Genomic DNA, 26,828 nt, shown 5'->3' on the forward strand with positions numbered 1-26,828 from the left:
GCTGCTCCGCTTGCTCTCCAGGGCTCCGGCGTTGTTGATTAGCAGGCTTGTGAGCTGGGTTGATGATCTTTGGTGCCGCGCTATTGGGGCCGGAGTGTAGGCACGGGCTATCTGGAGAACGATCGAGTTGGTTACTGTTCGTCGTTGGTCTGGAGTTGCCCGTGCCTACCGTTTCAGTATTGCCTGTGTCGTCGGTTCCAGAGGTGTTCGACCGCTGGAGTCCTGGTGAGCGCAGCGAGCTCATCGGATCGGAGTTTCTCGATGTGTTGGCCTCGGTGCCAGACCCGAGGGACCCACGCGGTCGGAGGTATTCGCTGATGGCTTTGTTGGCGATCGCGGTTCTGGCCACTGCCGCGGGGATGCGCGGCTATGCTGGTTTTGCCACATGGGCGGCCACCGCTCCCGATGATGTGTTGGCCCAATTAGGGGTCCGGTTCCGGCGGCCCAGTGAGAAGACCTTCCGTGCTGTTTTGTCTCGGCTAGACCCCGCCGACCTCAACGCCAGGATGGGCAGTTACTTCACTGCACACGTGGCCAGCAGCGACCCCAGTGGATTGGTGCCGATCGCGTTGGACGGCAAGATGCTGCGTGGTGCTTTACGCGCCAAAGCGACAGCCACGCATCTCGTGTCGGTGTTCGCCCACCGTGCCCGATTGGTGCTCGGTCAACTCGCTGTCGCCGAGAAAAGCAATGAAATTCCCTGTGTACGTGCCCTGCTCACGCTGCTGCCGGGTAGCTTGCGGTGGCTGGTCACCGTGGATGCGATGCATACCCAGGTCGTCACCGCGAAGTTGATCTGCGCCACCTTGAAGTCGCACTACCTGATGATCGTCAAGTCCAACCAAGCCAAAATACTTGCGCGTATCACCGCGCTGCCCTGGGCCGAGGTGCCCGCAGCCGCTACCGACGACTCCCGCGGCCACGGCCGTGTCGAGACCCGCACCCTGCAAATCATCACCGCTGCACGAGGAATCGGCTTCCCCTACGCAAAACAAATCATCCGGATCACTCGTGAACGCTTGATCACCGCCACCGACCAGCGCAGCGTGGAGGTGGTCTATGCCATCTGCAGCCTGCCGTTCGAGCACGCCCGCCCTACCGCGATCATGACCTGGATGCGTCAACACTGGGGAATCGAGAACAGCCTGCACTGGATACGCGACGTCACCTTCGACGAAGACCGTCAAAGGGCACATACCGGAAACGGCGCACAGGTCCTAGCAACGCTACGCAACACCGCGATCAATCTGCACCGCCTCAACGGCGCCGACAACATCGCCGAAGCCTGCCGGATCACCGCTTTGACCGCCAACCGCCGCCTAGACCTCCTCAATCCACAATTCCCCAGCTCACAAGCCTGCTAATCAACAACGCCGGAGCCCTGGGCGGCCGACCGATTGGGCGCCAAACGGCTGTTCATGGGCGCGGTTGCGACGTTCACGCTCGGCTCAATGCTGTGTGCGAGCGCCCCGAACATTGGGCTACTGATCATATTTCGCGTGGTGCAGGGTATCGGTGGGGGCGTGCTGGGGCCGCTGGTCCTTGCCATCGTGACCCACCAGGCGGGCCCAAGGCGGCTCGGCCGCCTGCTCGCGGTAGGGGCCATTCCCATGCTGACTGCCCCGATGTTGGGACCGATTCTGGGTGGTTGGCTGATCGACTCGTACGGCTGGCAATGGATTTTTCTGATCAACGTGCCGGCCGGCCTGTTGGCATTCGGCCTTGCCGCGATCCTCGTCCCGGAGGATCCACCGAAACCGTCCGAACGCTTCGACTTCATCGGCATGCTACTGCTGTTGCCCGGCATCGCGATGCTCTTGTTGGGAGTATCAGCAATCCCAGGGTCGGGCACGGTAACCGATCACCGCGTGTGGGTACCGGCGATCAGCGGTGCGGTGTTGATTACCGCGTTCGCCCTGCACGCCTGGTATCGAACGGATCACCCGCTAATCGATCTGCGGTTGTTTACCGACCGAGTGGTCCGGCTGGCCAACCTGGCGCTGCTATTGTACGTCGCCGGGGCGGCGGATGCCAGCCTGTTACTGCCGAGCTACTTTCAGCAACTGCTACACCAGACTCCAATGCGGTCCGGGCTGATGATGGTCCCTATCGGATTCGGAGCCATGCTGACCATGCCGCTTACCGGCGCCTTCATGGACAGCCGCGGTCCACGCAAGGTGGTGCTGATCGGACTCACTCTGATTGCCACCGGAACGGGCACATTCGTCTTCGGAGTCGCCAACGAGGCAGATTATCTGCCCACGCTGCTGGCCGGCCTGACCGTCGCCGGTATGGGCTTGGGCTGCACCGGACTGCTGCTCGCCGCGTCGGTAATGCGAGTCCTGGCCCCGCATCAGATCGCCCGCGGATCGGCGCTGATCAGCGTCAATCAGCAGATATCCGGCTCGATAGGTGCGGCACTGATGTCGATGATCCTGACCAACCAGTTCTGCCGGAGCCACACCATCTCGACAGCAAACAACATGGCGGTGTTGCGCGAGAACGCCGAGCGCCACGTCGTGCCGATTGCCCCCTCGGCGGTACCGGCGCGAGCGGTTGGCCCCGATTTTTTGGTCGAGTTGCAGCATGACCTTTCGCATGCCTAAACGCTGACGTTCGCGGTGGCGGCCGTCCTGGGGACCCTGGCGTATTTTCCCGCGGCGCTCCTACCGGCAAAGCCAACAACGATTGCGCCAGGAGAGGTCGATGTCCCGGGGTGAAACCCGCTGTGCCCCATCCCGCTGCGCTGATGATCGCCGCTAGACCAGCGGCGCCATCTCCTGCAACATCGTGGGAACGAGTTCGCTGACCGTGGGGTGGATATGCATCGTTCGTGACAACGTGGTGTAGGGCGTTTTGGCCGACATCACGTCGAGCATCGCGTGAATGGCTTCGTCACCGCCCACGCCAAAGATCGTCGCTCCCAGGATCTCGTCGGTGTCCGCGTCGACGACCACCTTCATGAAGCCTTGCGTCTCACCCTTTTCCACGGCCCTACCGACCCTGGTCATCGGCCGCTTTCCGACCAGCAGCTTGCGCCCGGTCGCCTGGGCCTGAGCAACGCTCATCCCGGCCCGCCCCAGCGGCGGGTCGATGTAGAGGGCGTAGGTGGTGATGCGATCGCTGACCCGGCGTGGGTCGTCATCGAGCAGATTGGCCGCAACGATCTCGAAATCGTTGTACGACGTGTGAGTGAAGGCGCCCTTGCCGTTGCAGTCGCCCATCGCCCAGATGTGGTCGACGCTGGTCTTGAGCTGGTCGTCCACCACGATGTAGCCGCGGGCGTCGGTCTGCACCCCGGCGGCCTCCAGCCCCAGGTCATCGGTGTTGGGCCGACGCCCCACCGCCAGCAATAGATGGCTGCCCGCAATGGGGGCCGCGCCCGCGCAGGGAGTCAGCTCGAAGCCGCCAACGCTACTGTCGCGCTTAGTGATTCGCACGTCGTCGGCACCAACGACAACGTTGATGCCTTCGGCCTCCAGGATCTCTCGGATGGTGGCCGAGACGTCCTCGTCCTCGCGGGAAGCCAGCCTCGGTCCCCGCTCGACGACGGTGACCGGAGCACCGAAACGACGGTACATCTGGGCGAACTCCAGCGCGATATAGCTGCCGCCGACGATGACCAAATGCTCTGGCAGCGTGTCGAGTTCGAGGATGGACACGTTGGTCAGGAAATCGATGTCGGCAAGCCCCGGGATGTTCGGAGCCACCGCGCGGCCACCGACGTTGAGGAATATCCGGTCCGCACTCAACAGGTCGTCACCGACCCGCAGGGTGTGCGGATCCTCGAATCTGGCGTGCCCGCGGAACACGGTGCAGCCGTTCATGCCGACCAGCCAATCCTCGACACCCTTACGGTCGGCGAGCATGATGCCGTCTTTGCGTGCCTTGACTTTGGCCATGTCCACGCTGATGGGGCCGGTACCGACACCGTATTCGGCGCCACGGCGGGCCAATTGCGCGGCGTGCGCACTGGCGACCAGCGTCTTGGTCGGGATACACCCGGAGTTCACGCAGGTACCGCCGACATGCTTGCGCTCCACGATCGCAACGCGCTCGCCCGCGGCGGTCAGCCGACCCACTAATGGCGGGCCGGCCTGGCCGGCACCGACGACTATCGCGTCGTAATGCTGTGTCACAGGGCGGCCACTGTCGCAACGATGGCAAAACCACCCAGGACAGCGATCGAATCCTCCAGCAGTGCGATGGGCAGATCGTGGCCGCCGCGCGCGGCCACCAACTTGGTGCGCGCCTGGTAGCCACCCAGGGTGCCCAGGACGGCGCCGATGATTCCTGCCCCGAGCCCGCCCCACCGATAACCCCACGCCGTGCCGATGACTGCACCGGCGACGGCACCCAAGATGATTCGAACCGCGAACACCGGTGGCGCGGTGCGCGGTGGGGTCTTGGGGAGCTTGTCGTTGACCAGCTCGCCAACCGCGAGGACCGACAGGATGACGACCGTGATGAGGTTGCCCACCCAGGACGCCCATGTTCCATGAAGATTGATCCAGCTCAAGAACGCGGCCCAGGAGACCACGGCTGGAGCCGTCATCGACCTCAGGCCAGCGACAACGCCGATGAGCAGAGCCAGCAGCAGAACAACAAAGTGCGTCACAACGATCCCTCCTGGGACAGACGAACAGCCTGGCGACGTGAAGGGGAATGCCCATGCAACTAGCGGGCAATCGGCCCTAGCGGGACGCTAACACAGCAACGCCCCATAGCACATGCTCAGAACCGACAGAACCTGATATCGGAAGCCAGAATGGCTTTGGCCCCGATGGCGGCAAGTTCGTCCATGGTGCCGTTGACATCGCGGCGCGGCACCAATGCCCGCACTGCAACCCATTCCGGGTCGGCGAGTGGGGCGATGGTCGGCGACTCCAGGCCAGGGGTGATCAAGGTGGCCTTGTCCAGCACCGCGCGCGGGCAGTCGTAGTCCAGCATCAGGTATTGCTGGCCGAAGACCACGCCTTGCACCCTGGCGACCAGCTGATCGCGGGCCTCGACCTGGGCGGCGCCGTCGCGGCCGTTCCCCTCGATCAGCACCGCCTCCGAGTCACACAGCGGCTCACCGAATGCGACGAGATTGTGCAACCGCAGGGTGCGGCCCGAGCCCACCACATCGGCAATGGCATCGGCCACACCCAGCTGCACGGAGATTTCCACCGCCCCGTCGAGTCTGATCACCGTTGCTTCAATACCCTTGGCGGCCAGATCCTTTCTGACCAGATTCGGATACGCGGTGGCGATCCGCTTGCCAGCGAGATCGGCCATCGTCCAATCTCGCTGGGCGGGGCCGGCGTAGCGGAAACTCGACGACCCGAATCCCAGCGCCAAGCGTTCGCGCACCTGCGCATCGGAATCGTGGACCAGATCACGTCCGGTGATCCCGAAGTCGAGCTGTCCCGAGCCGACGTAGATGGCGATGTCTTTGGGCCGCAGGAAGAAGAACTCGACGTTATTCGCCGGGTCGATGACCGTCAGGTCTTTTGGATCGGTGCGCCGCCGGTAGCCGGCTTCCGCCAGAATCTCCGTGGCCGGTTCGCTCAGGGCGCCCTTGTTGGGAACCGCCACCCGCAACATGCTCACAGCTTCCGGTACACCTCGTCGAGAGACACTCCGCGCGAAATCATCAACACCTGGGTCCAGTACAGCAACTGGCTGATCTCCTCGGCCAGCGCCTCGTTGGATTCATGCTCGGCGGCCAGCCAGACTTCGCCGGCTTCCTCCAGAACCTTCTTACCCAAGGTATGCACCCCGGCATCCAGCGCCGCCACCGTGGCGCTGCCGGGCGGCCGCGTGCGGGCGCGGTCACCGAGTTCGGCGAACAGATCCTCGAAGGTCTTCACGGCCAGCGATTGTTTCATGCCTCACCAGGCAAAGTCACGGCGGTTTCACCTGGCGGCCGAGTTACCCCATCAGTGGCATGCCCACCGTCGGCCACTTTGACCACCTGGTGCTGCCGCAGCCCAGCCGCCGGCTTGCTCAGACAACACCCGGCGCGCCGCCACCACCGCCGGTACCGCCGCCGCCGCCGGTCTTGCCGGTCGGGGGATCGCCGTCGTCACCATCGCCGCCGACGCCGCCTGGGGCGCCGCCAGTGCTGGTCGAGCTCGCGCCGCCGCCACCGCCGTCAGCACCGCCGCCACCCTTACCGCCGATGCCGCCGAAGCTGTCGATGGCATCGCCACCTGCGCCGCCTTGACCACCGCCGCCGCCCATACCGCCGGTCCCGACGACTCCGTCACCGCCGCCGCCCATACCGCCCTCGCCGCCAGCGCCGCCGGCGCTGGGCTCGGCGTTTTCGGTGTCGTCCCCGCCGGTGCCGCCATTTCCGCCGGAACCGCCGGTGATGCCCTGGCCGCCGGCACCCCCTTGTCCGCCGTTGCCGCCGACGCCACCGCCACCGCCGAGCGAGTGGCCGACGGGCTCGGTATTGCCGTCACCGCCGGATCCGCCATTACCGCCGGCACCGCCGTCACCGCCGGGCCCGAGCGTGCCGATGCCACCGTCGCCTCCGGCGCCGCCGTCACCGCCATCACCCGCGTCGTTGGTCTGAGCTGCGGCACCCCCTGTCCCGCCTTTGCCGGCGGATCCACCGTTACCGCCGCCGCCACCGGTGGTGCCCTGCCCGCCCTTACCGCCGGCACCGCCGTCACCGCCGCGGCTCCCGACTGCACCATTTGCGGCGTCGCTGCTGCCGGCATTGCCGCCCATCCCGCCGTGACCGCCGGCCCCCCCGACGCCGTTTGTACCGTTGCCGCCGTCCCCACCGACACCGCCGGCTCCACCGGTCCCGCCTCCCCGCCCTGAATTGGCCACAGCATTCCCGCCCTCGCCCCCGTCGCCACCGTTGCCGGCAGCACCACCGGTGTCCCCGTCACCCCCGTCGCCCCCGCGACCACCGGCCCCGCCGCCGCCACCAGCTTTGCCGTCGCCGTAGGCGCCGTGACCGCCGTCCCCGCCGTCGCCACCCGCACCACCGACACCGTCGGATCCGGCCTGACTCCCGGCGCCACCCGCACCGCCTGCGCCACCACCCCCGCCGGCGCCGCCCTTGGAGCCCGCCTCACCATCGAGAAGGCCGTCGGCGCCCCGGGCCCCGTGACCACCGGCGCCCCCGGTGCCGCCGGCGCCGCCGGCGCCGCCGACACCATCAGAACCCACCTGGCTCCCGCCGCCACCCGCACCACCGGCACCGCCAGCCCCGCCGCTGCCGCCCAAGTAACCCGACTCACAGTCGAGCACCCCATCCGCACCCCGAATACCATCACCGCCACGACCACCGTTACCGCCACCGCCGCCGACGCCATCAGAACCCGACGAGATCCCGGTGCCGCCCACGCCACCAGCACCACCTGCACCGCCGATGCCGCCCGCGGTGCCCGACTCACCATCGCCGACCCCGTCGGCGCCACGAGCTCCGTTGCCGCCGATCCCGCCGTGGCCGCCATCGCCGCCCACCGCGAACAGTCCGCCGCGGCCACCCGATCCCCCGGTCCCACCGGCGCCGCCGTCTAGCGCGGCCGGGCTACCCACGACACCATCGCCGCCCGTCCCGCCGCTCCCACCGAAACCGCCGCGCCCGAACAGTCCCGCACTGCCGCCGCCGCCGCCCGTGCCGCCGGATCCGCCTGGCGTTCCCTCGCCGCCGTGCCCACCGTCGCCACCGCTTCCGACCAGTGACAGCGTCCCTGCGCCACCCCCCCTGGCCGCCCACTGCACCCAGTCCACCGGCCCCACTGGACCCGCCGTTGCCGAACAGCAGCCCGCCGGTCCCGCCTGCGCCTCCCGCCGCGAGTGCCCCACCGGCACCACCGATGCCACCGTTACCGACCAATCCGGCAGATCCGCCGGCACCGCCGGCAACCCCGGCGCTTGCGCTGTTGTCGTAGCCGTTGCCCCCGTTGCCGTAGAGCAATCCCCCGGCACCTCCGTTGGGGGCCGATGCGGTGCCGTCAGCGCCGTCACCGATCAGCGGGCGGCCGAGCAACGTCTGGCTGGGCAGGTTGATCAGGTCAAGCAGCTGCTCCAGCGGTGACGCGCTGGCGGCCTCGGCGAGCGAATAAGACGCACCACCGGCGGCGAGGGCTCGAACGAATTGGTCGTGATACGCCGCCACCTGGACGCTGAGCGATTGATATTGCTGGGCGTGGCTGGAAAACAGCGCCGCTATGGCGGCCGAGACCTCATCGGCAGCGGCGGGCCAAAGCGCGGTGGTCGGAACCGCGGCAGCCGCATTGACCGTGCTGACAATCGAGCCGACGCCGCGCAGTTCCGTTGCCGCCGCCGCCAACTCGTCCGGGGCCACCGATAAGTACCACATCGCTACGTCACCCACTCATCGCGCAACATTTGTCGAGCACTCGGCAAACTAACCACTCACACGGTCGTCTACGACGACCATTTCCATCGGCAACTTTTAGAGCTTTCCCTGGCGCTCATAGAACTTTCAAATATGTCTCACAAATATTTCCGCAAGCGGCAATATTCAACCGCGGTCGAATACCCGGGCAGCGCCCCCTTGGAGAGGGGACTTCAGCCAACCCGACCCGAGGCGCGCGGCGACCCCGCCCAAACCGGGCAAGCCAACTGACCCCCCCTCGACCGGGGCGCGCCAACGCTGACCACACCCCAACCCGCGCCAGCCCCCCTGGCCACATTAGGCCAACCTACGCTAGGTTAGCCTAATTTTATTCTGTGATGGAGGAGGCGGCTCATGACCTTCCCGATCTGGTTCGCGCTTCCCCCTGAGGTGCATTCGACCCTGCTCTCCACCGGCCCGGGCCCCAGCGCACTGTGGTCCGCGGCGGCAGCATGGCGGGCCCTCGCCACGCAATACACCGACATTTCGGACGAACTCACCCAGCTGCTCGCGGCCGTGCGGGCCGGTTCCTGGGACGGGCCGACGGCCGAGCGATTTGTTGCGGCGCACCAACCGTTTCTCGACTGGCTGGCCCAGGCCGCCGCGGTAGCCAACGCAGCGGCCACCGCCCACGAATCCGCGGCCGCCGGATACACCTCGGCCTTGGCGGCCATGCCCACCCTCGTCGAGCTGGCCACCAACCATGCGGTGCACGGCGCATTGGTGGCCACCAACTTCTTCGGGATCAACACCATCCCGATCGCGTTCAACGAATCCGACTACATGCGGATGTGGGTCCAGGCCGCCATCACCATGACCGGCTATCAGGCTGTCAGCCAACATAGCGTGACGGCGACGCCCCGGACTTCGCCCGCACCCCAGATCATGACGGCCGATGCCGCCCCCGCCGCGACTAGCTCCATGCCCGATCCCGTGAAAATCATCCTCCAAGCGCTTCTGGGCTTCCTGAATTTCCTGCGCAACCTGGCAGCCGAGACGCTCTCGGGGCCGTTGGAGAAATTCGTTGTCCACGTTCTGGACTCATTCATCTCCTTCGCGTCCGGGTCGGTTTTCAAGTTCGTCGCATACGCGGTGCTAGACCCGATGATCTACTTCGGCCCTTTCACCCCGGCAATCAGTCCGCTCGGGCTACCGGCCGTGACTGTAGGGCTGGCCGGGCTTGCCGGCATCAGCACCCCACCACAAACGGCGCCGCCCCTGCCCGACGTTGCACAGTCCGCACCCCCGAACCATCAGATCTCACCCGCGACCACCGGCGTCGCCGTTGCCGGCGTTAGCAGCGGCGCCACCGTTGCCGGGTCGACTCCCACTGCGCACGCGGCCGCCGCACCATCGGGCCCCTCCTCCGCTGGACCCGTTGCCGCCCAGAGCTTTTACGCCGTCCTCGGCCCCGACGGCGGCGGCCACACTCCGACGACAAACGGCAAAACGCTTGCCGGTGCCACCGCCGACGCCGTGGCACCGGCCGCCAGACTGCCCGGCGACCAGGCCCGAGCCGCCTCCCGCAGAGCCCGGACGGCACAAAACGCCTACGCCAGTACCGCTATGAATTCCTTGACGCCGACGGATACCCGACCACGGTGGACCCACCAGCAGCGGAGCCAAGCGCCGTCAGCGAACACGGCGCGAATGCGTCTGAATTTTCCCGAGAAATCTCCAAAACAATTGCTGGACAACCGGATAGGCTCACCGCGGGCAGGGAAACCAGATTCGCCGAAACCACAACGCTACCCATGCTGCCACGCACCTGGACCGACGCCGACCCCTGCTAGACATTGAAGTACTTCGCCTCATGGTGGTACAGCACAAAGGCGTCCGTCGACTGCTCGGGGTGCAACTGCAGTTCTTCGGACAAGGTCACGCCGATGCGTTCGGGCTCCAGCAGCTTCATCATCTTGGCGCGATCCTCCGGATCGGGGCAGGCGCCGTAGCCGAAGGCGAAGCGGGCACCTCGATAGCCGAGCTTGAAGTTGTCCTCGCCGTGCCTTTCTCCGAGAGGTCCCTGATCTCGTCGGCGATGTCGTAGTCGCCGAGGTTGGACAGGTTGCAGCCGAAGGTGTTGGTCTCTACCGCGTCGGCACCGGACTCGAATTAGTTCCGGTGGATGGTTTCCAGCACGTCAGGGCGGGTTTCGTTGAGGATCTCGCTGCAGCACGAGGAGATCAGTGTCGTAAGGGGGCCTGCCAGCGGCAGTCACACACAACAAACATAGTGGCGCTATGCAATTCCCTCAGCCGTTGACAGCGACCGACCGATTGCGCCCGCGATATCCGGCCGGTCAGGAGGCATGCGCTCAGCTAACCCACTCGAGGCCTTAGGCTGACCAGATGACCCCGTCCGATGCCAGCCGAGAGCTGCCTGAACTACACAAGACCGTGGTTGTGGCGGCGTTTGAGGGCTGGAACGACGCGGGCGACGCCGCCAGCGACGCGGTCGGACACCTTGCCGCCATCTGGAACGCGACTCCCATCGTGGAGATCGACGACGAGGCCTACTACGACTATCAGGTGAATCGGCCGGTCATCCGACAGATCGACGGGGTTACCCGGGAGCTGGAGTGGCCAGCGATGCGGATCTCGCACTGCCGCCCACCCGACAGTGACCGCGATGTCGTATTGATGTGCGGGTTGGAACCCAACATGCGCTGGCGCACATTTTGTGCGGAGCTGCTGGCGATCATCGAGAAACTCAACGTCGACACCGTCGTGATCCTCGGGGCCTTGCTGGCCGATACGCCGCATACCCGCCCGGCCCCGGTATCGGGCGCGGCCTACTCGGCCGAGTCGGCGCGGGTCTTCGGTCTGGAAGAAACGCGCTACGAGGGCCCCACCGGCATTGCGGGAGTGTTTCAGTACGCGTGTGTGGCGGCCGGGATCCCGGCGGTGACGTTCTGGGCGGCGGTGCCGCACTACGTATCGCACCCGCCGAACCCCAAGGCCACGGTGGCGCTGTTACGCCGCGTCGAGGACGTGCTCGACATCGAGGTACCGCTGTCGAGCCTGCCCGCCCAAGCCGAGGTGTGGGAGCAAGAGATCACCGAGATGACCTCTGATGACGACGAGCTGGCCGAGTACGTGCAGACGCTGGAGAAGCACGGTGATGAAGCGGTCGAAATGAACGACGCGCTGGGCAAGATCGACGGGGACGCACTGGCCGCCGAATTCGAGCGCTATCTGCGGCGCCGCCGGCCAGGTTTTGGACTCTAGCCCGCCGAGCTCTCGCCGGTCTGTCCCAGGCAGCGCCGCTGCGGCAAACCTAGTTGGACGCAATCGGGCTGTCGGAGTCTGACATCCCCTGGCGCAGCATGGCTATGACGGCGGTGGGCTCACCGGCCAAAGTTGTCTCAACGAATCGGTTGATCAGCGGGCGCCAGGTGAAGCGCAGCCCGGCGCGGCGAATCGAGAGCTGTGAGGACGACGGCGACAGCATCCAGCCGGAGACCGCGCGCGCTTTCCTGCTTCTCCTCGACCGTCGGACGCCAAAGCCGCTCGTAGAAGTCCAGCGCGCGCTCCACCGATGACGTTCTGCGCAGCTGCTCGGACAGCACGTATGCGCCGGCCAGCGCCAGCGAGGCACCCGGCCCGGTCAGCGGCGAGACCGCCGAGCACGCGTCGCCGACCAGGACCACACGGTTGGTGCTCCAGCGCGGCATCTCGACCTGTGCAACCTGCCCGAAGTAGATGTCCCCCGATGGCGGACATCTCTCGAGCACCTCGGGCACCAGCCAGCCCATGCCCGCAAATCGGTCCCGTAGCGCCGCACGGGCGTCGGGAGGCGGTTCGGGATCGGCAGCGCGATAGGCCGCAAAGACCGCCGTCTGGCCATTGCGCAGGGCGTAGAGACCCAGTTGCCGGTCGACGGTGTCGGTGATGACGACGTGATCGCCGGCCGTGTCGTCCATGTCAGAGGCGTCGAAGACGAAGGCCGCGAAATGAAAGCCCAGGTAGCGCAGATATTGCGCTTCGGTGCCGAACGCCAGTGCCCGCACCGTGGAGTGGATCCCGTCGGCGCCGACCAGTAGATCGACATCGAGGCGCGCACCGTCGTCCAGGGTCACCACCGCGCGATCGTCGCCGTGCGTCACCTCCGACACCGAGGTACCGAACCGCAGGTCGACATTGGTCGGAAGGTTGTCCAGGAGGACCTTGTGCAGCTCGGTTCGGGTTATCCGGCACAGCCTGTCTTCGAGTGCCTTGGCGATGCGCCCGTAGGGCAGACCGGCCCGACGTCGGCCCAGCTCATCGACCAGGCCGGTGTCACCGATGGGATAGGAGACGTCTCGAATCGCGTCCAGGATGCCAATCGCATCGGCCGCCTCGTATCCAGCTCCGAACAGGTCGATCATGGCGCCCTGATTCGGCGGACCGGGTGAGCGCTCCACGAGCACGACCTCGGCACCCAGCGCCGACATCCGCTCCGCCAGTGCCAGCCCCGCGATGCCGGCGCCGCAAACAGCCACCCTCACGGCGTCACCGACTTCCTTCTGCGCAGCCCGCGGCTACGGCTTTTCCAAGCCCTGGTTGTAGGCACTGGTGGAGCGCCCGAGCGCCGCCACCTCAGCGTCCATCTTGGGCAGTAGCTCGGCTGTGGTCTTACGGACGGGCAGTTCACCCAGCGGCGTCGAGAGCGCTGGCTTGAGCCAGCGGAACAGTCCCACCCAATCCCTCCAGTAGATACGGGTCTTGCGACCTTCGATGCCCTTGATGAAGGCGGCCGCGCACTTGTTCACCGAGGTGGTCTTGTTCAATGGCCAGGGCAGCCTGGACAGCAGCTCAGCAAACGCGGGCAGGTCGCCCTTGGTGTCACGAACCAAAGCGGTGTCGATCCACGACATGTGCGCCGACCCGACGCTGACGCCACGGTCTGCGACTTCCAGTCGAAGCGCGTTGGCGAAGATCTCGACCGCGGCCTTCGACGCGTTGTAAGGCGCCAGCCCGGGAGATGCCGCGTAGGCGGCCAGCGAAGAGACGATCAGCACGTAGCCGCGGCGTTCGATGACCGCCGGCAAGGTGGCACGCACGGTGTGAAAGACACCCATAACGTTGACGTCGAGCACCCGCTTGAACGCCTCCGGATCCACCTGCAGCACCGAACCGTAGCTGGCGATGCCGGCGTTGGCCATCACGATGTCGATGCCGCCGAATTTCTCGACGGCCTGATCGGCGGCCGCGTCCATGGCGGGCAGACCGCGTACGTCGGCAACCACGGTGAGCACTCGGTCGTCTCCACCGAGTTCGGCCGCAATCGTCGCCAGCTCGGCCTCGCTCAGATCCGTCAGCACCAGTTTGGCGCCCATGTTGTGGAGGCGACGGGCGACCTCTGCCCCAATGCCGCGAGCACCGCCCGTGATGAAGACGACCTTGTCCTGCACCGATGTCATGGCCGAAAACGTACCACCGTGGGCTACAGGACTACCCCCAGCAACGCATCAATGGTGCTGGCCACCAACCTTGGCGTTACCTCGTCATGGCCTCCGTAGTCGAGCGCATCGGTCGCCCAACCATCGAGTGCCGCAATCGCTTTGGGCGTGTTCAGATCGTCGGCCAGATACTGGCGCACCCGGGCCACAACCGCCGCCGCGTCTGGACCGGCCGGCAATGTCGTCGCGGCGCGCCAGCGCTGCAATCGACCGACCGCCTCATCGAGCACCTGCTGCGACCAGAACCGGTCGGCCCGGTAGTGCCCGGCCAGCAGCCCCAGCCGGAGCGCCGCCGGGTTGACTCCCTCGGCACGCAACCCCGATACCAGCACCAGGTTGCCGCGGCTCTTGGACATCTTGTGTCCGTCCCAGCCAATCATGCCGGCGTGTACGTAGTGCCGCGCGAATCGCCGCTCACCCGTGACGCATTCGGCGTGCGCGGCGGTGAATTCGTGGTGCGGGAAGATCAGGTCGCTGCCGCCGCCCTGAACGTCCAGACCGCTGCCCACGCGGCTGAGCGCAATGGCCGCGCATTCGATGTGCCAGCCCGGCCGGCCGGGGCCGAACGGTGACGGCCAACTGGGCTCCCCGGGTCTCGCCGCGCGCCAGAGCAGAGCGTCGAGCGCATCGTTCTTGCCTGGTCTGCCCGGGTCACCGCCAAGCTGCTCGAACAGGCCGAGCATGGTGTCGCGGTCGTAGCCGGACTCGTAGCCGAATTGCAGTGTGGCATCGGAGCGGTAGTAGACGTCGGGATGTTCGCCGTCCAGGACATAGGCGGCGCCGGAAGCGAGCAGTTTCTCAACGAGCTCGATGATTTCGGCAACCACCTCGGTAGCCCCGACGTAGTCGTGGGGCGAGAGGACCCGCAGCGCCGCCATGTCCTCGCGGAAGAGCGCTACCTCCTGGGCGGCCAGGTCACGCCAGTCGACGCCGTCACGGTCGGCTCGCTCGAACAACGGATCGTCGACGTCGGTGACGTTCTGCACGTAGCGCACCTCATGGCCGAGATCCAGCCACAGACGATGGATCAAGTCGAACGCCAGATAAGTCGCGGCGTGGCCCAGATGCGTCGCGTCATAGGGCGTGATCCCGCAGACGTACATGGTGGCCGTGTTTCCCGGCGCCACCGGACGCACTTGCCGGTCAGCGGTGTCGTAGAGCCGGAGTTCCGGCCCACGCCCCGGCACGATGGGAACCGGTGCAGACGACCAAGATTGCATGCCTCGACTCTAGGCTGGGCGACGATGCGGCCCGCGGTGCGGGCCGAGGAGGAGCCCGGCCATCGGGCTCACGCGGGCGACCCAAACCCACCCGCGGCCCGCGGTGCGGGCCGAGGAGGAGCCCGGCCATCGGGCTCACGCTGGGCGACCCGCGTTCCAGCGCGGCCCGGCGATCACGCGCAGCCGGGCAAACGCGGAGATTCTGGCCGCTGGGCATTGCCGAGGGGTTCCGCGCTTGTTCAAAATGGGCTCTGCAAACCCGGAAATTTGTGGTCTGCTGGGTACCGTACGAACAGCTCCGGTTGGCGCCGGCGGCAGGGCTCCGGCGTTGTTGATTAGCAGGCTTGTGAGCTGGGGAATTGTGGATTGAGGAGGTCTAGGCGGCGGTTGGCGGTCAAAGCGGTGATCCGGCAGGCTTCGGCGATGTTGTCGGCGCCGTTGAGGCGGTGCAGATTGATCGCGGTGTTGCGTAGCGTTGCTAGGACCTGTGCGCCGTTTCCGGTATGTGCCCTTTGACGGTCTTCGTCGAAGGTGACGTCGCGTATCCAGTGCAGGCTGTTCTCGATTCCCCAGTGTTGACGCATCCAGGTCATGATCGCGGTAGGGCGGGCGTGCTCGAACGGCAGGCTGCAGATGGCATAGACCACCTCCACGCTGCGCTGGTCGGTGGCGGTGATCAAGCGTTCACGAGTGATCCGGATGATTTGTTTTGCGTAGGGGAAGCCGATTCCTCGTGCAGCGGTGATGATTTGCAGGGTGCGGGTCTCGACACGGCCGTGGCCGCGGGAGTCGTCGGTAGCGGCTGCGGGCACCTCGGCCCAGGGCAGCGCGGTGATACGCGCAAGTATTTTGGCTTGGTTGGACTTGACGATCATCAGGTAGTGCGACTTCAAGGTGGCGCAGATCAACTTCGCGGTGACGACCTGGGTATGCATCGCATCCACGGTGACCAGCCACCGCAAGCTACCCGGCAGCAGCGTGAGCAGGGCACGTACGCAGGGAATTTCATTGCTTTTCTCGGCGACAGCGAGTTGACCGAGCACCAATCGGGCACGGTGGGCGAACACCGACACGAGATGCGTGGCTGTCGCTTTGGCGCGTAAAGCACCACGCAGCATCTTGCCGTCCAACGCAATCGGCACCAATCCACTGGGGTCGCTGCTGGCCACGTGTGCAGTGAAGTAACTGCCCATCCTGGCGTTGAGGTCGGCGGGGTCTAGCCGAGACAAAACAGCACGGAAGGTCTTCTCACTGGGCCGCCGGAACCGGACCCCTAATTGGGCCAACACATCATCGGGAGCGGTGGCCGCCCATGTGGCAAAACCAGCATAGCCGCGCATCCCCGCGGCAGTGGCCAGAACCGCGATCGCCAACAAAGCCATCAGCGAATACCTCCGACCGCGTGGGTCCCTCGGGTCTGGCACCGAGGCCAACACATCGAGAAACTCCGATCCGATGAGCTCGCTGCGCCCACCAGGACTCCAGCGGTCGAACACCTCTGGAACCGACGACACAGGCAATACTGAAACGGTAGGCACGGGCAACTCCAGACCAACGACGAACAGTAACCAACTCGATCGTTCTCCAGATAGCCCGTGCCTACACTCCGGCCCCAATAGCGCGGCACCAAAGATCATCAACCCAGCTCACAAGCCTGCTAATCAACAACGCCGGAGCCCTGGCGCCGGCGGCAAAGGCGGTGGCAGTGATGATGGATACGACAAATCAGGCAAACCCGGCCGAAGCCGACACCCGCGATGAAGTGGTGGTCAAATGTCCGGCCACCGGCGAGATCGTCGGAACCGTCCCAGTCACAACGGTCGATGGCGTTGCGGCGGCGGCGGCACGGCTACGGGCCGCACAACCCGAGTGGCAGCGATTGGGTGTGTCCGGCCGCCCGTGCTGGCTGGGCAGATGGCGCGACTGGATGCTCGACCACCGCGATGATCTGCTGACGCCGCTGCAGCTGGAAACGGGCAAGTCCTGGGGTGACGCGGGTATCGAGATCGCCACCGTGCAGGTCATCAACTACTGGATCGACAACGCCGCAGAGTTTTTGGCCGACCAGCCGGTGCGCCCATACGGCGCAGCCAACGCGGCCAAGAAGCTGACCATTGTCTACGAGCCTTATCCCCTGGTCGGCGTCATCACCCCGTGGAACGGTCCGTTGTCGGTACCGCTGCTCGACGTTCCCGCCGCCCTGTTGGCCGGATGCGCCGTGCTGTCCAAGCCCTCGGAATTCACGCCATTGGCCTGGCAGCACGCGGTGGAGGGGTGGAAGCAGATCGGTGCACCGGACGTGCTCGATGTGGTCTTCGGTTTCGGAGAAACCGGTGCGACCCTCGTCGACGTCGTTGATTACGTGATGTTCACCGGTTCGGTGGGCGCCGGGCGCCGGATCGCCGTCGCCGCGGCCGAACGGTTGATCCCGTGCGGGCTGGAACTTGGCGGCAAAGACGCGATGATCGTCTGCGCGGACGCCGACATCGACAGGGCGGTCGACGGCGCGGTTTGGGGCGGATTCGCCTACACCGGCCAAGTCTGCATTTCGGTGGAACGGATCTATGTCGAGGCCCCGGTATTTGACACGTTCGTGAGCAAATTGGTGGCCAGGACAGCGCAGCTGCGTCAGGGCATGGATGCCGGGCATGACTATTCGTGCGAAATAGGCTCGATGACTACCGCGCAACAACTCGAGATCGTGTCTCGACACGTCGACGACGCGGTCTGCAAGGGCGCGAAGGTTCTCATCGGCGGCAAAACGCGTGATCCCGGCGGGGACGGGTTGTTCTACGAACCGACGGTGCTGGTCGATGTCGACCATGACATGGACTGCATGCGTGAGGAGACATTCGGCCCGACCTTGCCGGTGATGAAGGTGCGCGACGTTGCGGAGGCGATCGAGAAAGCCAACGATTGCCGATTCGGGTTGTCCGGCAGCGTCTGGACACGCGACAAAGCAAAGGCAATTGACATTGCCCGGCGCCTGAATACCGGCACCGTGAACATCAACAATGTGATCACCGGCATCTTTCAAATTGGGGTTCCGATGGCCGGCTGGAAGGAGTCGGGGTTGGGCACCCGCTCCGGCGGCGCCGAAGGCATCCGCAAGTACTGCCACCCCAAGAGCATCGTCGCTGAGCGGGTCGCGATGAAAAAGGAGTTGCTCTGGTACCCCTATAGCCGCAAGAAGGGCAGCTTCGCGGAGAAGGTGGTCAGAATGCTGTCGGCCAGAGACTGGCGGCGTCGACTAGGTCGGTAGGACGGGGCCGATCCAACCGGTAGCGGTTTTACCGCCACACCTGCCGGATGGCATCGAGCAGCACAGGCGCCAGCTCGGGGCGACACATCACGAAATCGGGCAGGTAGGGGTCCAGCTGGTTGTACCGAAGCGGCGACCCATCCAATCGGGATGCGTGCATGCCGGCGGCCATCACCACGCCGGCCGGCGCCGCCGAATCCCATTCCCATTGGCCTCCGGCGTGCAGATAGGCATCGGCTTTGCCCTCGATGAGGGCCATCGCCTTGGCACCGGCCGAACCAATGGCGACTGGTTGGATGGCCAGCGTCCGACTGACGTGATAGAGGATTGCCGGCGGACGGGTGGTGCTGACCGCCACCCGAATGACATCCGGCACCCCGACCGGTGCGGCGTCGGCGGTCACCGTGTCGCTGCGGAAAACGATGTTGCCGCGGGCCGGCAGTGACACGGCAGCATCGGTGATCTCGGGCCTGCCGTTGGCGCGACGCTGCCACAACGCGACATGAACCGCCCAGTCGTCCCGGCCACGCGTGGAGAACTCGCGGGTGCCGTCCAGCGGATCGATGATCCACACCCGATCAGACTTCAGCCGCACCAGGTCGTCGTGAGCTTCCTCACTGAGCACCGCGTCACCAGGCCGCTCCGCCCGTAGCCGCCGTAGCAGCAGGGAGTTCGCCTGGAAGTCACCGGCGTCACCAAGCGCCCATGGATGGTCGAAACCAACCTCTTCCCGCACGGCCAGCAACAATTTCCCAGCGTCCACCGCGAGGTCGGCAGCCAGCTCCGCATCGGTCAGGTGGCGCGCGGGCGGGTGGCTCACCGCACAAGTATCGCCGAGTTGGCACGCGCGCTCATGCCGGACCAAACACGTCGCACCCACAACGGCGATCAGGAACGGTCAAACGCGCCGGATTGGCACGCGCGCTCATGCCGGACCAAACACGTCGCACCCACAACGGCGATCAGGAACGGTCAAACGCGCCGGATTGGCACGCGCGCTCATGCCGGACCAAACACGTCGCACCCACAACGGCGATCAGGAACGGTCAAACGCGCCGGATCGGACTCGCGACAACCTTCTAGAAGGCCGGCCACGGTATTGGGCGGTGGCGGTCCGGTCCAGGCATCACGGGATTGTCCAGCAACATCTCCGCCCGCCTGCCCAGAGCGACAATCTCGGCATGGGTGATCAAGCCCGCCAGCGTCTCGCCCAGCTTCCCACGCAGATCATCGATGAGCCCGGCAACCTTCTGCAGGGTCTGATCATCGATCGGCTTGCCCGCCCAGCCCCACAGCACTGTCCGTAGCTTGTCCTGGACATGCATGCTCACGCCGTGGTCGACCCCGTACACCCGGTCGTCGACGCCACAGAGGATGTGCCCGCCTTTGCGGTCGGCATTGTTGATCAGGACGTCGAACACCGCCATCCGCCGCAACCGGACATCGTCGGCGTGCATCAGGATGACCTCGTCGCCGGAGTAGTCGTACGCGCGAAGGACCGGCAGGTAACCCGGTTGCGGCTTGCCGCAGGGAAACAGGTCGACCAGGTCGGGCCCGGGCCGGGGATCGGTGCCTACCGCGTCACCGGGTTGCTGTACCCGCAGCTGCAGCATCCCGGGCCCGGCGGGTCCGTCTCGAATCACGGTGTAGGGCACGATGTTCCAGCCCAACTGGGCCGAAACGTGATATGCGCTGAGTTCGCGGCCGGCCAGGGTGCCATCGGGAAAGTCCCATAGCGGCTGTTCACCCGAAACCGGCTTGTAGACGCAGTGCACGGTGTTGTCGCCGAGGGTGGATTCGCACAGGAAAGTGGCGTTGCTGGCCGAACGAATACGTCCGAGGACCGTCAGCTCGCCGTCCCGCACTACCTCGCGTTCGTCATTCCTCGGGGTCATCGCTGGACCCGAGCAACACGTCGCGCCGATAGCCATTGGTGCGCGCACAAATATGTCCCTCGGGGTCCAGCGGCTCGTCGCAGAGCGGACACGGCGGGCGCCCCGCCGAGATGACCCGGTTGGACCGGGTGGCGAACTGCCGCGCCGACTCCGGCGTCAGGAAGACCCGCACCGCGTCGGGACCCTCGTCGGTGTCATCGAGCACCACCGAAGCGTCGAACTCCGCGTCGGTGACCGCCAACAATTCGACGACCACGGTCTGGGCTTCCGAGTCCCAGCCCAACCCCATGGTCCCGACCCGAAATTCGGCGTCCACCGGCATGATCAGCGGATTTAGATCGTCAACCTCGGCGGGTTCCGGGGGAACCGGTGTGCCGAACCTGCGGTTGACCTCGAGCAACAACGCGCCGATGCGCTCGGCGAGGACCGCGACCTGCTGCTTCTCCAAGACCACCGACACGACTCGTTTGTCGTGCACCGCCTGGATGTAGAACGTGCGATTTCCGGGCTGACCAACAGTCCCGGCCACGAATCGGTCGGGTGTACGGAATACGTGAATTGCGCGGGCCATGGCACCTCCAAAATACCGTGCAGATGGCGTTGTCGTGGGATTCGCAGGGGGTCCGCACCGCTAAACCACAGCGGTGGGGACCGCTCCCCTAGTCGGTCGAGCCGCCGACCACCGCGTCTCCGGACGGCACGCCACCGACTGACTCAGTCTGAACCTTGTCGGGCTCTTCGTCTGGCTTGTCCGGCGCCGCCTTCGGGGGAAGGCCCGCGCGCAGTCCTGCGGACAGCCGCGCACCGGTGTGGTTGACATGCAGCACGAACGGCCGCAGCTGGGTGTAGCGGATCACGCTCGCCGATGCGGGGTCGGCGGTCACCCGCTGGAAGCTATCCAGGTGCATACCGTAGGCATCGGCCACCACCGCTTTGATGACGTCGCCATGGGTACACGCCAGCCAGAGCGCATCGCCCCCATACTTCTCGGCCAGCCGTCGATCGTGTTCGCGAACGGCGGCCACCGCCCGCGCCTGCACCTGCGCCAAACCCTCGCCGCCCGGGAACACCGCGGCACTGGGGTGCGCCTGGACCACTCGCCACAGCGGCTCGTTGACCAGCTCAGCGATCTTGCGGCCGGTCCAGTCCCCGTAGTCCACCTCGGCGAGTCGCTCTTCGACCAGCGGCTCCAGACACAGCGCATCGGCCAGCGGCTCGACGGTGGTGCGGCACCTCAGTAGCGGGGAGGACACCACCGCACGGACCGGCAGATCGCCGATCCGGTCGATCAGCCCCGAGGCCTGCTGGCGCCCTTTGTCGTCAAGGTCGACCCCCTCGGAACGACCGGCCAGAATGCCTGCGGTGTTCGAAGTGGACCGGCCGTGGCGCAACAGGATGACGGTCATGTCGCCGCGACCGTACCGGTAGCCAGCAGAATCAGCACTACCACGCCAACCACCACCCGGTAGCCGACGAACCAATACATGCTGTGGCGCAGCAGAAACCGCAAGAACCATGACACCGCGGCGAGGCCGACCACAAAAGCGATGAGGGTGGCCACCAATAGCTGCGGACCGGTAGCGCTCATGCCCTCCGTCACGGGGTGGAAGGCATCGGGCAGGGAGAACAACCCGGACGCGAACACCGCCGGTATGGCGAGCAGGAAGCCGAACCGGGCGGCCAACTCACGGTCTAGCCCTAGAAACAGGCCGGCGCTGATGGTCGAGCCGGACCGAGAAACCCCAGGAACCAGCGCCAGGGTCTGGGCAACCCCGACCACCAGGCCATCGCGCCAGGTGAGCTGTTCGACGTGACGGCTCTGGCGGCCCAGGTATTCGGCAAGCGCGATTACCCCAGAGAACACCACCAGCGCCGTGGCCACCACCCACAGGTTTCGCACGCCCGACCGAATCTCGTCCTTGAACAGCAGCCCCAACACACAGATTGGGATGGTTCCGATGATGACGTACCAGCCAAGGCGGTAGTCCGCGTTGCGATGCGACTTAACCACCAGACCGTCGAACCAGGCCCGCAGGATGCGCACGATGTCGCGGGCGAAGTAGACCAGTACGGCGGCTTCGGTGCCCAGCTGGGTGACCGCAGTGAAAGAAGCACCGGCATCGTCGCTGAAGAAAACCCGCGACACCACTGCCAGGTGTCCCGATGAGGAAACCGGCAAGAATTCGGTCAGACCCTGCACGACAGCCAACGAGATGACTTGCCACCAGGACATCGCCGCAACTGCAGACACGACGACGACCGTACCTGGTGCGAGAGCCCGTTATGAGATGTGACTAGTGCGACGCAGGCAGGGCATGCGTGACAGAATCACGCACCGCCGCCGCCAGGCTGCGCTCGTCGGTGAGGTCGATATCGACCAAGCCGCGGACCGACCGTGCGACGACGTCTTCGGCCTGCGGAACCGGCCCGGTCAGACGGGGTCGGTAAATTTCGACAACGAGCGAGCGGTGTTCGATGCGGAAGGAGAAACTGTGGCCATCTCCGACTTGCCCGTACCCACTGGCGAAAATGCCCGTCAACATGTCTTCGATCGCAAACCCTTTGTCTGCGGTATGCCGGTCAGCAGCGACGGTCATGCCCAGGCAATACCTCGTCAGAAATACTTTCCGTGGGCAACATGACGAGATTGGATGCGACAACGTTCCTTAAATTTTCGAGTCCATGGCCGACATTCAGAGGGTAGACGTTGCTGCGAAATCATAGAAAACCACTTCAGCGCTATTTTTACGCACCAGTCATTTTGCTGACCCTGCTGACCCTGTTGACGGGTTGTTCTTCGGGCCCGCTGCAATCGGCGCCGCCCACGATCGAGCCCGCGCGGCCGGCCGTGTCTCCGCCGATTTCTCAGCCTCCGGCAGGTGTGGTTCGGCCGCTGGGCGGGCATCCGCAGGCGGCGGTGTATGACGTCGACTCCGGCAGGTTGGCCGTTCTGAGCCCGGGTTCGGACGCATCGGCGCCGGCCAGCATCAGCGTGTTCGCGAAGGAGCAAACCCCAGCTCGACCAATCACACTTCCCGGGCCCGCAACCGGGTTGACCGGTGACGGCCACGGCAAGGCCTACGCGTCTGCCCGTGGCGGCTACTTCGTGGTGGACCTGCCCAGTGGGGGCGTATCGCAGGTCAACGTGGCCGATTCGGCAGACACCGAATTCACCGCGATCGCACGCCGGATGGACGGGAAGCTGGTTTTGGGCACCGCCGACGGCGCCCTGTACACCCTGGCCTCACCGCAAACCCCCGCCTCCGCCGGCACCGCCCAGGTCCTCAGCCGGATCAAGATCTTCGCCCGCGTCGATGCGGTCGTTACGCAAGGAAACACAGCCGTCGTGTTGGACCGCGGACAGACTTCGGTGACGACGATCGACGCCGACGGGCGCGCCGAACAGGCACTACGCGCCGGTGAGGGGGCGACCACCATGGCCGCCGACTCGCTGGGGCGAGTGCTGGTCGCAGATACCCGTGGCGGCCAATTGCTGGTGTATGGCGTTGACCCGCTGATCCTGCGCCAGGCCTACCCGGTGCCACAGGACCCGTACGGGCTAGCGGGGTCGAATCAACTGGCCTGGGTGTCCCAGACCGCGGCGAACCTCGTTATTGGTTACGATCTCAGCACCGGAATACCCGTGGAAAAGGTGCGTTACCCAACCGTGCAGCAACCCAACTCGTTGGCCTTTGACGAAGCGTCAGGCACCTTATTCGTCGTGTCCGGGTCAGGCGCTGGGGTACACGTCATCGAGCATGCGGCAGGTGTCCCTTGACCAGCAGTTCCGTGTCGCGGCGGGGCCAGTTGCCCGCCGGCTGGGCCACCGACATGTCGGACGAGTATGAGTGGGCGCCACTGCGCCTGCCGCCGGAAGTGACCAGGCTCAGCGCATCCACCCGGCTGTCCATCGAGGCCGAGTATCGCGGCTGGGAGCTGACCCGGGTGCGCCTCTACACCGACGGCAGCAGACGTGTGTTGTTGCGTCGCAAGAAGTCTCGTCTGGATAGCCCGATGCCCGACCAGTCGGAACTGTGACGGTGGCCAACCCGCACCAGGACGGGTCTCGAATGTACTGCTTGCTGCGTAGGCTGCTGTTCCTGCTGCCGCCCGAGCGGGTGCACAAGTTGGTTTTTGCCGTGCTGCGCGGTGCCACCGCGGCCACACCGGTACGGCGGATGTTGACGCGATGGCTGGGCCCGACCGACCCGGTGCTGGCTTCTACCGTGTTTGGGGTGCGATTTCCCGGCCCGCTCGGACTGGCCGCGGGGTTCGACAAGGACGGCACCGGACTGGACACCTGGGCCGCGATGGGCTTCGGCTATGCCGAAGTCGGCACGGTCACCGCGCACCCGCAGCCCGGTAACCCGGCCCCACGGCTGTTCCGGTTGCCCGAGGACCGAGCGCTGCTCAACCGGATGGGATTCAACAACCACGGCGCGGGCGCACTCGCAATCCGGCTGGCCCGCCACCATCCCGAAGTACCCGTCGGGGTCAACATCGGCAAGACCAAGACCACCCCGGCCGACCAGGCGGTTGACGATTACCGGGCCAGCGCCAGACTGGTCGGCCCGCTGGCGTCCTACCTGGTGGTCAACGTCAGCTCCCCGAACACACCGGGATTGCGGGATTTGCAGGCGGTGGAGTCACTACGGCCCATCCTGGCCGCCGTGCTGGCCGAAACGTCGACACCGGTACTGGTGAAGATTGCGCCCGACCTCTCCGATTCCGACGTCGACGAGGTCGCCGACTTGGCCGTCGAGCTTGGCCTGGCCGGCATCGTTGCGACCAACACCACCGTGTCGCGCGATGGGTTGCTGACCCCTGGCGTCGGCCAACTCGGCGCGGGCGGCATTTCCGGGCCGCCGGTGGCAGAGCGCTCACTCGAGGTGTTGCGCCGGCTCTATCAGCGCGTCGGCGATCGACTGACCCTGATCAGTGTGGGCGGCATCGAAACCGCCGAGGATGCCTGGGACCGAATTACCGCCGGTGCATCGTTGCTGCAGGGCTATACCGGCTTCATCTACGGCGGGGGCCTGTGGTCCAAGCACATTCACGACGGCATCGCCCGCCGGCTGCACCAGGGCGGTTTCGGCTCACTGCACGAAGCGGTCGGCTCCAACGCCGCCGAGCGGGGACGCCCGCCCAGTTAGGAGCGACAGGCTTACGCCGCCCCGTGACCCTCGTCGTCATCGTCGGCGCTGTCGCGGAGCAGTTTTTCCGGGTGGTGGTAGCTGTTGGTTCTTGGCTGTCCGTGGTCGAGGTGCGGCGGTGGGAGCCATTCGGTATCGCCGTGAGCGTTCTTGCGGGTGCGCCAGCCTTGCTCGAGCAATTTGTGATCCGGGCCGCAGGCCAGGGTGAGTTGGTTGATATCGGTGCGCCCGCTGATGGCCCATGCGGCGACATGATGCACCTCGCACTGATAGCCCGCCACGTCACAGCCCGGGCGGGTGCAACCACGATCTTTGGCGTAAAGAACGATCCGCTGCCCCGGTGTGGCCAACCGTTTGGCGTGATAGAGCCCGATCGCCTCACCCCGATCAAACACCGCCAGATAGTGATGCGCGTGACGAGCCAACCGGATCACATCCGACATCGGCAGCAACGTGCCCCCACCGGTCAGCCCCCTGCCCGCGGCGGCCTCCAACTCCTTCAGCGTGGTCGACACGATGATCGACGCCGGCAACCCGTTATGCTGCCCCAGTTCTCCCGACGCCAACACCGCCCGCAACGCCGCATTGAACCCGTCATGTTGACGTTGACTCACACTGCGACTGTCACGATCAGCGGCGTCGCGCGACACCGGCCCATCCACCACCGCGGCCTCGTCCTCGGGGTTACACATCCCCGGTGCGGCCAGCTTGGCCCACACCGCCTCCAACCCAGCGCGCGCCTCCGGGGTCAGCCACCCGCTAATGCGCGACATCCCGTCCAACCCCTGCCTACCCAGGCTCAGGCCACGCCGCCGCGCCCGGTCCTCATCGCTATGGCGACCATCAGGATTGAGGCAATCCATCAACCGCCCCGCCAACCTGGCCAACTGATCAGGACGAAACTGGGTAGCCAGCTTCGCCAGATGAGCCTCGGCCCTGTCCCGGGTCCCCACGTCGACGCCAGCAGGTAGCTGCCGAAAGAAGTCACGAATCACCCGGACGTGACCCTCCCCCACGACCCCCTGCCGCAAAGCCGCGGCCGTGGCCGTCAACACCGGCCCCACCGGCTGACCGCTCAACGCGCGCCGCGGCCCCACCTCGGCAGCCTCAGCCACCCGGCGACCCGCCTCGCTGCGGGTGATCCGCAACCGACTGGCCACCACCGCCGCCAGTCGCCCACCCAACTCCGCCTCACCAGCCTGCTCATCAAGCTGGTTGAGCAACGCATACTGGGCCGCCGGCAACCGACGCGCCACCACCTCCAACCGCTCCAACACCCGCAACCGCTCCGGAGTGGTCAACGCCTCGAACGACACCTCAACCAACGCATCGACCGCACGATCGAGCCGGTCCAGCGTCGCGACCACCGACTCCCGATCCGAACATCCATTCGAATTCATGTTCGAATACTATCGGCGCACACCGGCAGAACTGCCACACCGGCATTCATGCCGATCAGGCGGCCGGATCAAGGACGGCGTAGTCTA

21 protein-coding genes and 4 pseudogenes are annotated in these 26,828 nt (G+C 65.8%); 8 read left to right on the forward strand and 17 right to left on the reverse strand.

Annotation, left to right across the window (positions count from 1 at the left end):
• The first annotated feature begins 161 nt into the window (after positions 1-161).
• Together SHTP_RS13420 and SHTP_RS13425 are read left to right on the forward strand one after the other, a co-directional pair.
• A complete protein-coding gene (locus SHTP_RS13420; RefSeq protein WP_420811867.1) occupies positions 162-1,364 on the forward strand; it encodes an ISAs1-like element IS2404/ISMul1 family transposase in 1,203 nt (400 codons plus the stop codon).
• Positions 1,365-1,394: 30 nt separating this feature from the next.
• Positions 1,395-2,606 (forward strand): annotated as a pseudogene (locus tag SHTP_RS13425) (DHA2 family efflux MFS transporter permease subunit); the annotation flags it as partial.
• Between the two features lie 153 nt (positions 2,607-2,759).
• Here SHTP_RS13425 and SHTP_RS13430 read toward each other — a convergent pair.
• The 5 genes and pseudogenes from SHTP_RS13430 to SHTP_RS13450 form a co-directional block, all read right to left on the reverse strand.
• Positions 2,760-4,139 carry an FAD-containing oxidoreductase gene (locus SHTP_RS13430; protein ID WP_096370862.1) on the reverse strand — a complete coding sequence of 460 codons (1,380 nt, stop codon included), beginning with the start codon at positions 4,137-4,139 and terminating at the stop codon, positions 2,760-2,762.
• Positions 4,136-4,618, reverse strand: a complete 483-nt coding sequence (locus SHTP_RS13435) for a glycine zipper 2TM domain-containing protein (protein ID WP_096370863.1) — start codon at positions 4,616-4,618, stop codon at positions 4,136-4,138. The genes SHTP_RS13430 and SHTP_RS13435 overlap by 4 nt, the downstream gene beginning before the upstream one ends.
• 116 nt (positions 4,619-4,734) lie before the next feature.
• Complete coding sequence (gene hisG / locus SHTP_RS13440; RefSeq protein WP_015356102.1) at positions 4,735-5,589, reverse strand: ATP phosphoribosyltransferase; 855 nt, start codon at positions 5,587-5,589, stop codon at positions 4,735-4,737.
• Between the two features lie 2 nt (positions 5,590-5,591).
• Entirely contained in the window at positions 5,592-5,873 is a 282-nt protein-coding gene (locus tag SHTP_RS13445; protein ID WP_011740335.1) for a phosphoribosyl-ATP diphosphatase, read from the reverse strand.
• Between the two features lie 118 nt (positions 5,874-5,991).
• A pseudogene (locus SHTP_RS13450) lies at positions 5,992-8,332 on the reverse strand (PE family protein).
• Positions 8,333-8,725: 393 nt separating this feature from the next.
• On the opposite strand from SHTP_RS13450, the pseudogene SHTP_RS13455 reads away from it, so the two are divergent.
• A pseudogene (locus SHTP_RS13455) lies at positions 8,726-10,164 on the forward strand (PPE family protein).
• Here SHTP_RS13455 and SHTP_RS13460 read toward each other — a convergent pair.
• Positions 10,161-10,370 (reverse strand): annotated as a pseudogene (locus SHTP_RS13460) (vitamin B12 dependent-methionine synthase activation domain-containing protein); the annotation flags it as partial. The pseudogenes SHTP_RS13455 and SHTP_RS13460 sit on opposite strands and share 4 nt — an antisense overlap.
• A 349-nt stretch (positions 10,371-10,719) precedes the next feature.
• Between SHTP_RS13460 and SHTP_RS13470 the strand changes: the two are divergent.
• The gene (locus SHTP_RS13470) at positions 10,720-11,598 is read left to right on the forward strand and encodes a PAC2 family protein (RefSeq protein ID WP_096370864.1); all 879 of its coding nucleotides are present in this window, start codon (positions 10,720-10,722) and stop codon (positions 11,596-11,598) included.
• 137 nt (positions 11,599-11,735) lie between these two features.
• On the opposite strand, the gene SHTP_RS13475 is transcribed toward SHTP_RS13470, so the two are convergent.
• The 4 genes from SHTP_RS13475 to SHTP_RS13490 all read right to left on the reverse strand — a co-directional run bounded on the left by SHTP_RS13475 (position 11,736) and on the right by SHTP_RS13490 (position 16,569).
• Complete coding sequence (locus SHTP_RS13475) at positions 11,736-12,857, reverse strand: FAD-dependent monooxygenase (RefSeq protein WP_231991450.1); 1,122 nt, start codon at positions 12,855-12,857, stop codon at positions 11,736-11,738.
• Between the two features lie 33 nt (positions 12,858-12,890).
• Complete coding sequence (locus SHTP_RS13480; RefSeq protein ID WP_096370865.1) at positions 12,891-13,772, reverse strand: SDR family oxidoreductase; 882 nt, start codon at positions 13,770-13,772, stop codon at positions 12,891-12,893.
• Positions 13,773-13,795: 23 nt separating this feature from the next.
• Entirely contained in the window at positions 13,796-15,031 is a 1,236-nt protein-coding gene (mshC, locus tag SHTP_RS13485) for a cysteine--1-D-myo-inosityl 2-amino-2-deoxy-alpha-D-glucopyranoside ligase (RefSeq protein WP_096370866.1), read from the reverse strand.
• 335 nt (positions 15,032-15,366) lie between these two features.
• Entirely contained in the window at positions 15,367-16,569 is a 1,203-nt protein-coding gene (locus SHTP_RS13490) for an ISAs1-like element IS2404/ISMul1 family transposase (RefSeq protein WP_420873005.1), read from the reverse strand.
• A gap of 173 nt (positions 16,570-16,742) precedes the next feature.
• Between SHTP_RS13490 and SHTP_RS13495 the strand changes: the two genes are divergently transcribed.
• Positions 16,743-18,293, forward strand: a complete 1,551-nt coding sequence (locus tag SHTP_RS13495) for an aldehyde dehydrogenase family protein (RefSeq protein ID WP_231991634.1) — start codon at positions 16,743-16,745, stop codon at positions 18,291-18,293.
• 28 nt (positions 18,294-18,321) lie between these two features.
• On the opposite strand, the gene SHTP_RS13500 is transcribed toward SHTP_RS13495, so the two are convergent.
• The 6 genes from SHTP_RS13500 to SHTP_RS13525 form a co-directional block, all read right to left on the reverse strand.
• Entirely contained in the window at positions 18,322-19,113 is a 792-nt protein-coding gene (locus SHTP_RS13500) for a 3'(2'),5'-bisphosphate nucleotidase CysQ (RefSeq protein ID WP_015356109.1), read from the reverse strand.
• 259 nt (positions 19,114-19,372) lie between these two features.
• A complete protein-coding gene (locus SHTP_RS13505; protein ID WP_015356110.1) occupies positions 19,373-20,188 on the reverse strand; it encodes an SCO1664 family protein in 816 nt (271 codons plus the stop codon).
• Positions 20,172-20,759, reverse strand: a complete 588-nt coding sequence (locus SHTP_RS13510; protein ID WP_011740344.1) for a DUF3090 domain-containing protein — start codon at positions 20,757-20,759, stop codon at positions 20,172-20,174. Before SHTP_RS13510 ends, SHTP_RS13505 begins: the two co-directional genes overlap by 17 nt.
• An 88-nt stretch (positions 20,760-20,847) precedes the next feature.
• Positions 20,848-21,594: a histidine phosphatase family protein gene (locus tag SHTP_RS13515; protein WP_086085733.1), complete on the reverse strand. Its 747-nt coding sequence runs from the start codon at positions 21,592-21,594 to the stop codon at positions 20,848-20,850.
• The gene (locus SHTP_RS13520) at positions 21,591-22,421 is read right to left on the reverse strand and encodes an undecaprenyl-diphosphate phosphatase (protein WP_011740346.1); all 831 of its coding nucleotides are present in this window, start codon (positions 22,419-22,421) and stop codon (positions 21,591-21,593) included. Before SHTP_RS13520 ends, SHTP_RS13515 begins: the two co-directional genes overlap by 4 nt.
• 61 nt (positions 22,422-22,482) lie before the next feature.
• Positions 22,483-22,785, reverse strand: coding sequence for a hypothetical protein (locus tag SHTP_RS13525; RefSeq protein WP_015356113.1), 303 nt, complete (start codon positions 22,783-22,785; stop codon positions 22,483-22,485).
• 110 nt (positions 22,786-22,895) lie between these two features.
• On the opposite strand from SHTP_RS13525, the gene SHTP_RS13530 reads away from it, so the two are divergent.
• The 3 genes from SHTP_RS13530 to SHTP_RS13540 are packed head-to-tail and all read left to right on the forward strand — an operon-like array spanning position 22,896 to position 25,341.
• Positions 22,896-23,966, forward strand: coding sequence for a YncE family protein (locus tag SHTP_RS13530; RefSeq protein WP_096370869.1), 1,071 nt, complete (start codon positions 22,896-22,898; stop codon positions 23,964-23,966).
• Between the two features lie 53 nt (positions 23,967-24,019).
• Positions 24,020-24,226: a DUF5703 family protein gene (locus SHTP_RS13535; RefSeq protein ID WP_049785300.1), complete on the forward strand. Its 207-nt coding sequence runs from the start codon at positions 24,020-24,022 to the stop codon at positions 24,224-24,226.
• A 32-nt stretch (positions 24,227-24,258) separates the two neighbouring features.
• Entirely contained in the window at positions 24,259-25,341 is a 1,083-nt protein-coding gene (locus SHTP_RS13540; protein WP_096372461.1) for a quinone-dependent dihydroorotate dehydrogenase, read from the forward strand.
• A gap of 11 nt (positions 25,342-25,352) precedes the next feature.
• On the opposite strand, the gene SHTP_RS13545 is transcribed toward SHTP_RS13540, so the two are convergent.
• A complete protein-coding gene (locus tag SHTP_RS13545; RefSeq protein ID WP_096370870.1) occupies positions 25,353-26,741 on the reverse strand; it encodes an HNH endonuclease signature motif containing protein in 1,389 nt (462 codons plus the stop codon).
• Between the last annotated feature and the right edge of the window lie 87 nt (positions 26,742-26,828).

The organism is Mycobacterium ulcerans subsp. shinshuense (genome assembly GCF_002355775.1).
GTDB lineage: Bacteria > Actinomycetota > Actinomycetes > Mycobacteriales > Mycobacteriaceae > Mycobacterium > Mycobacterium marinum.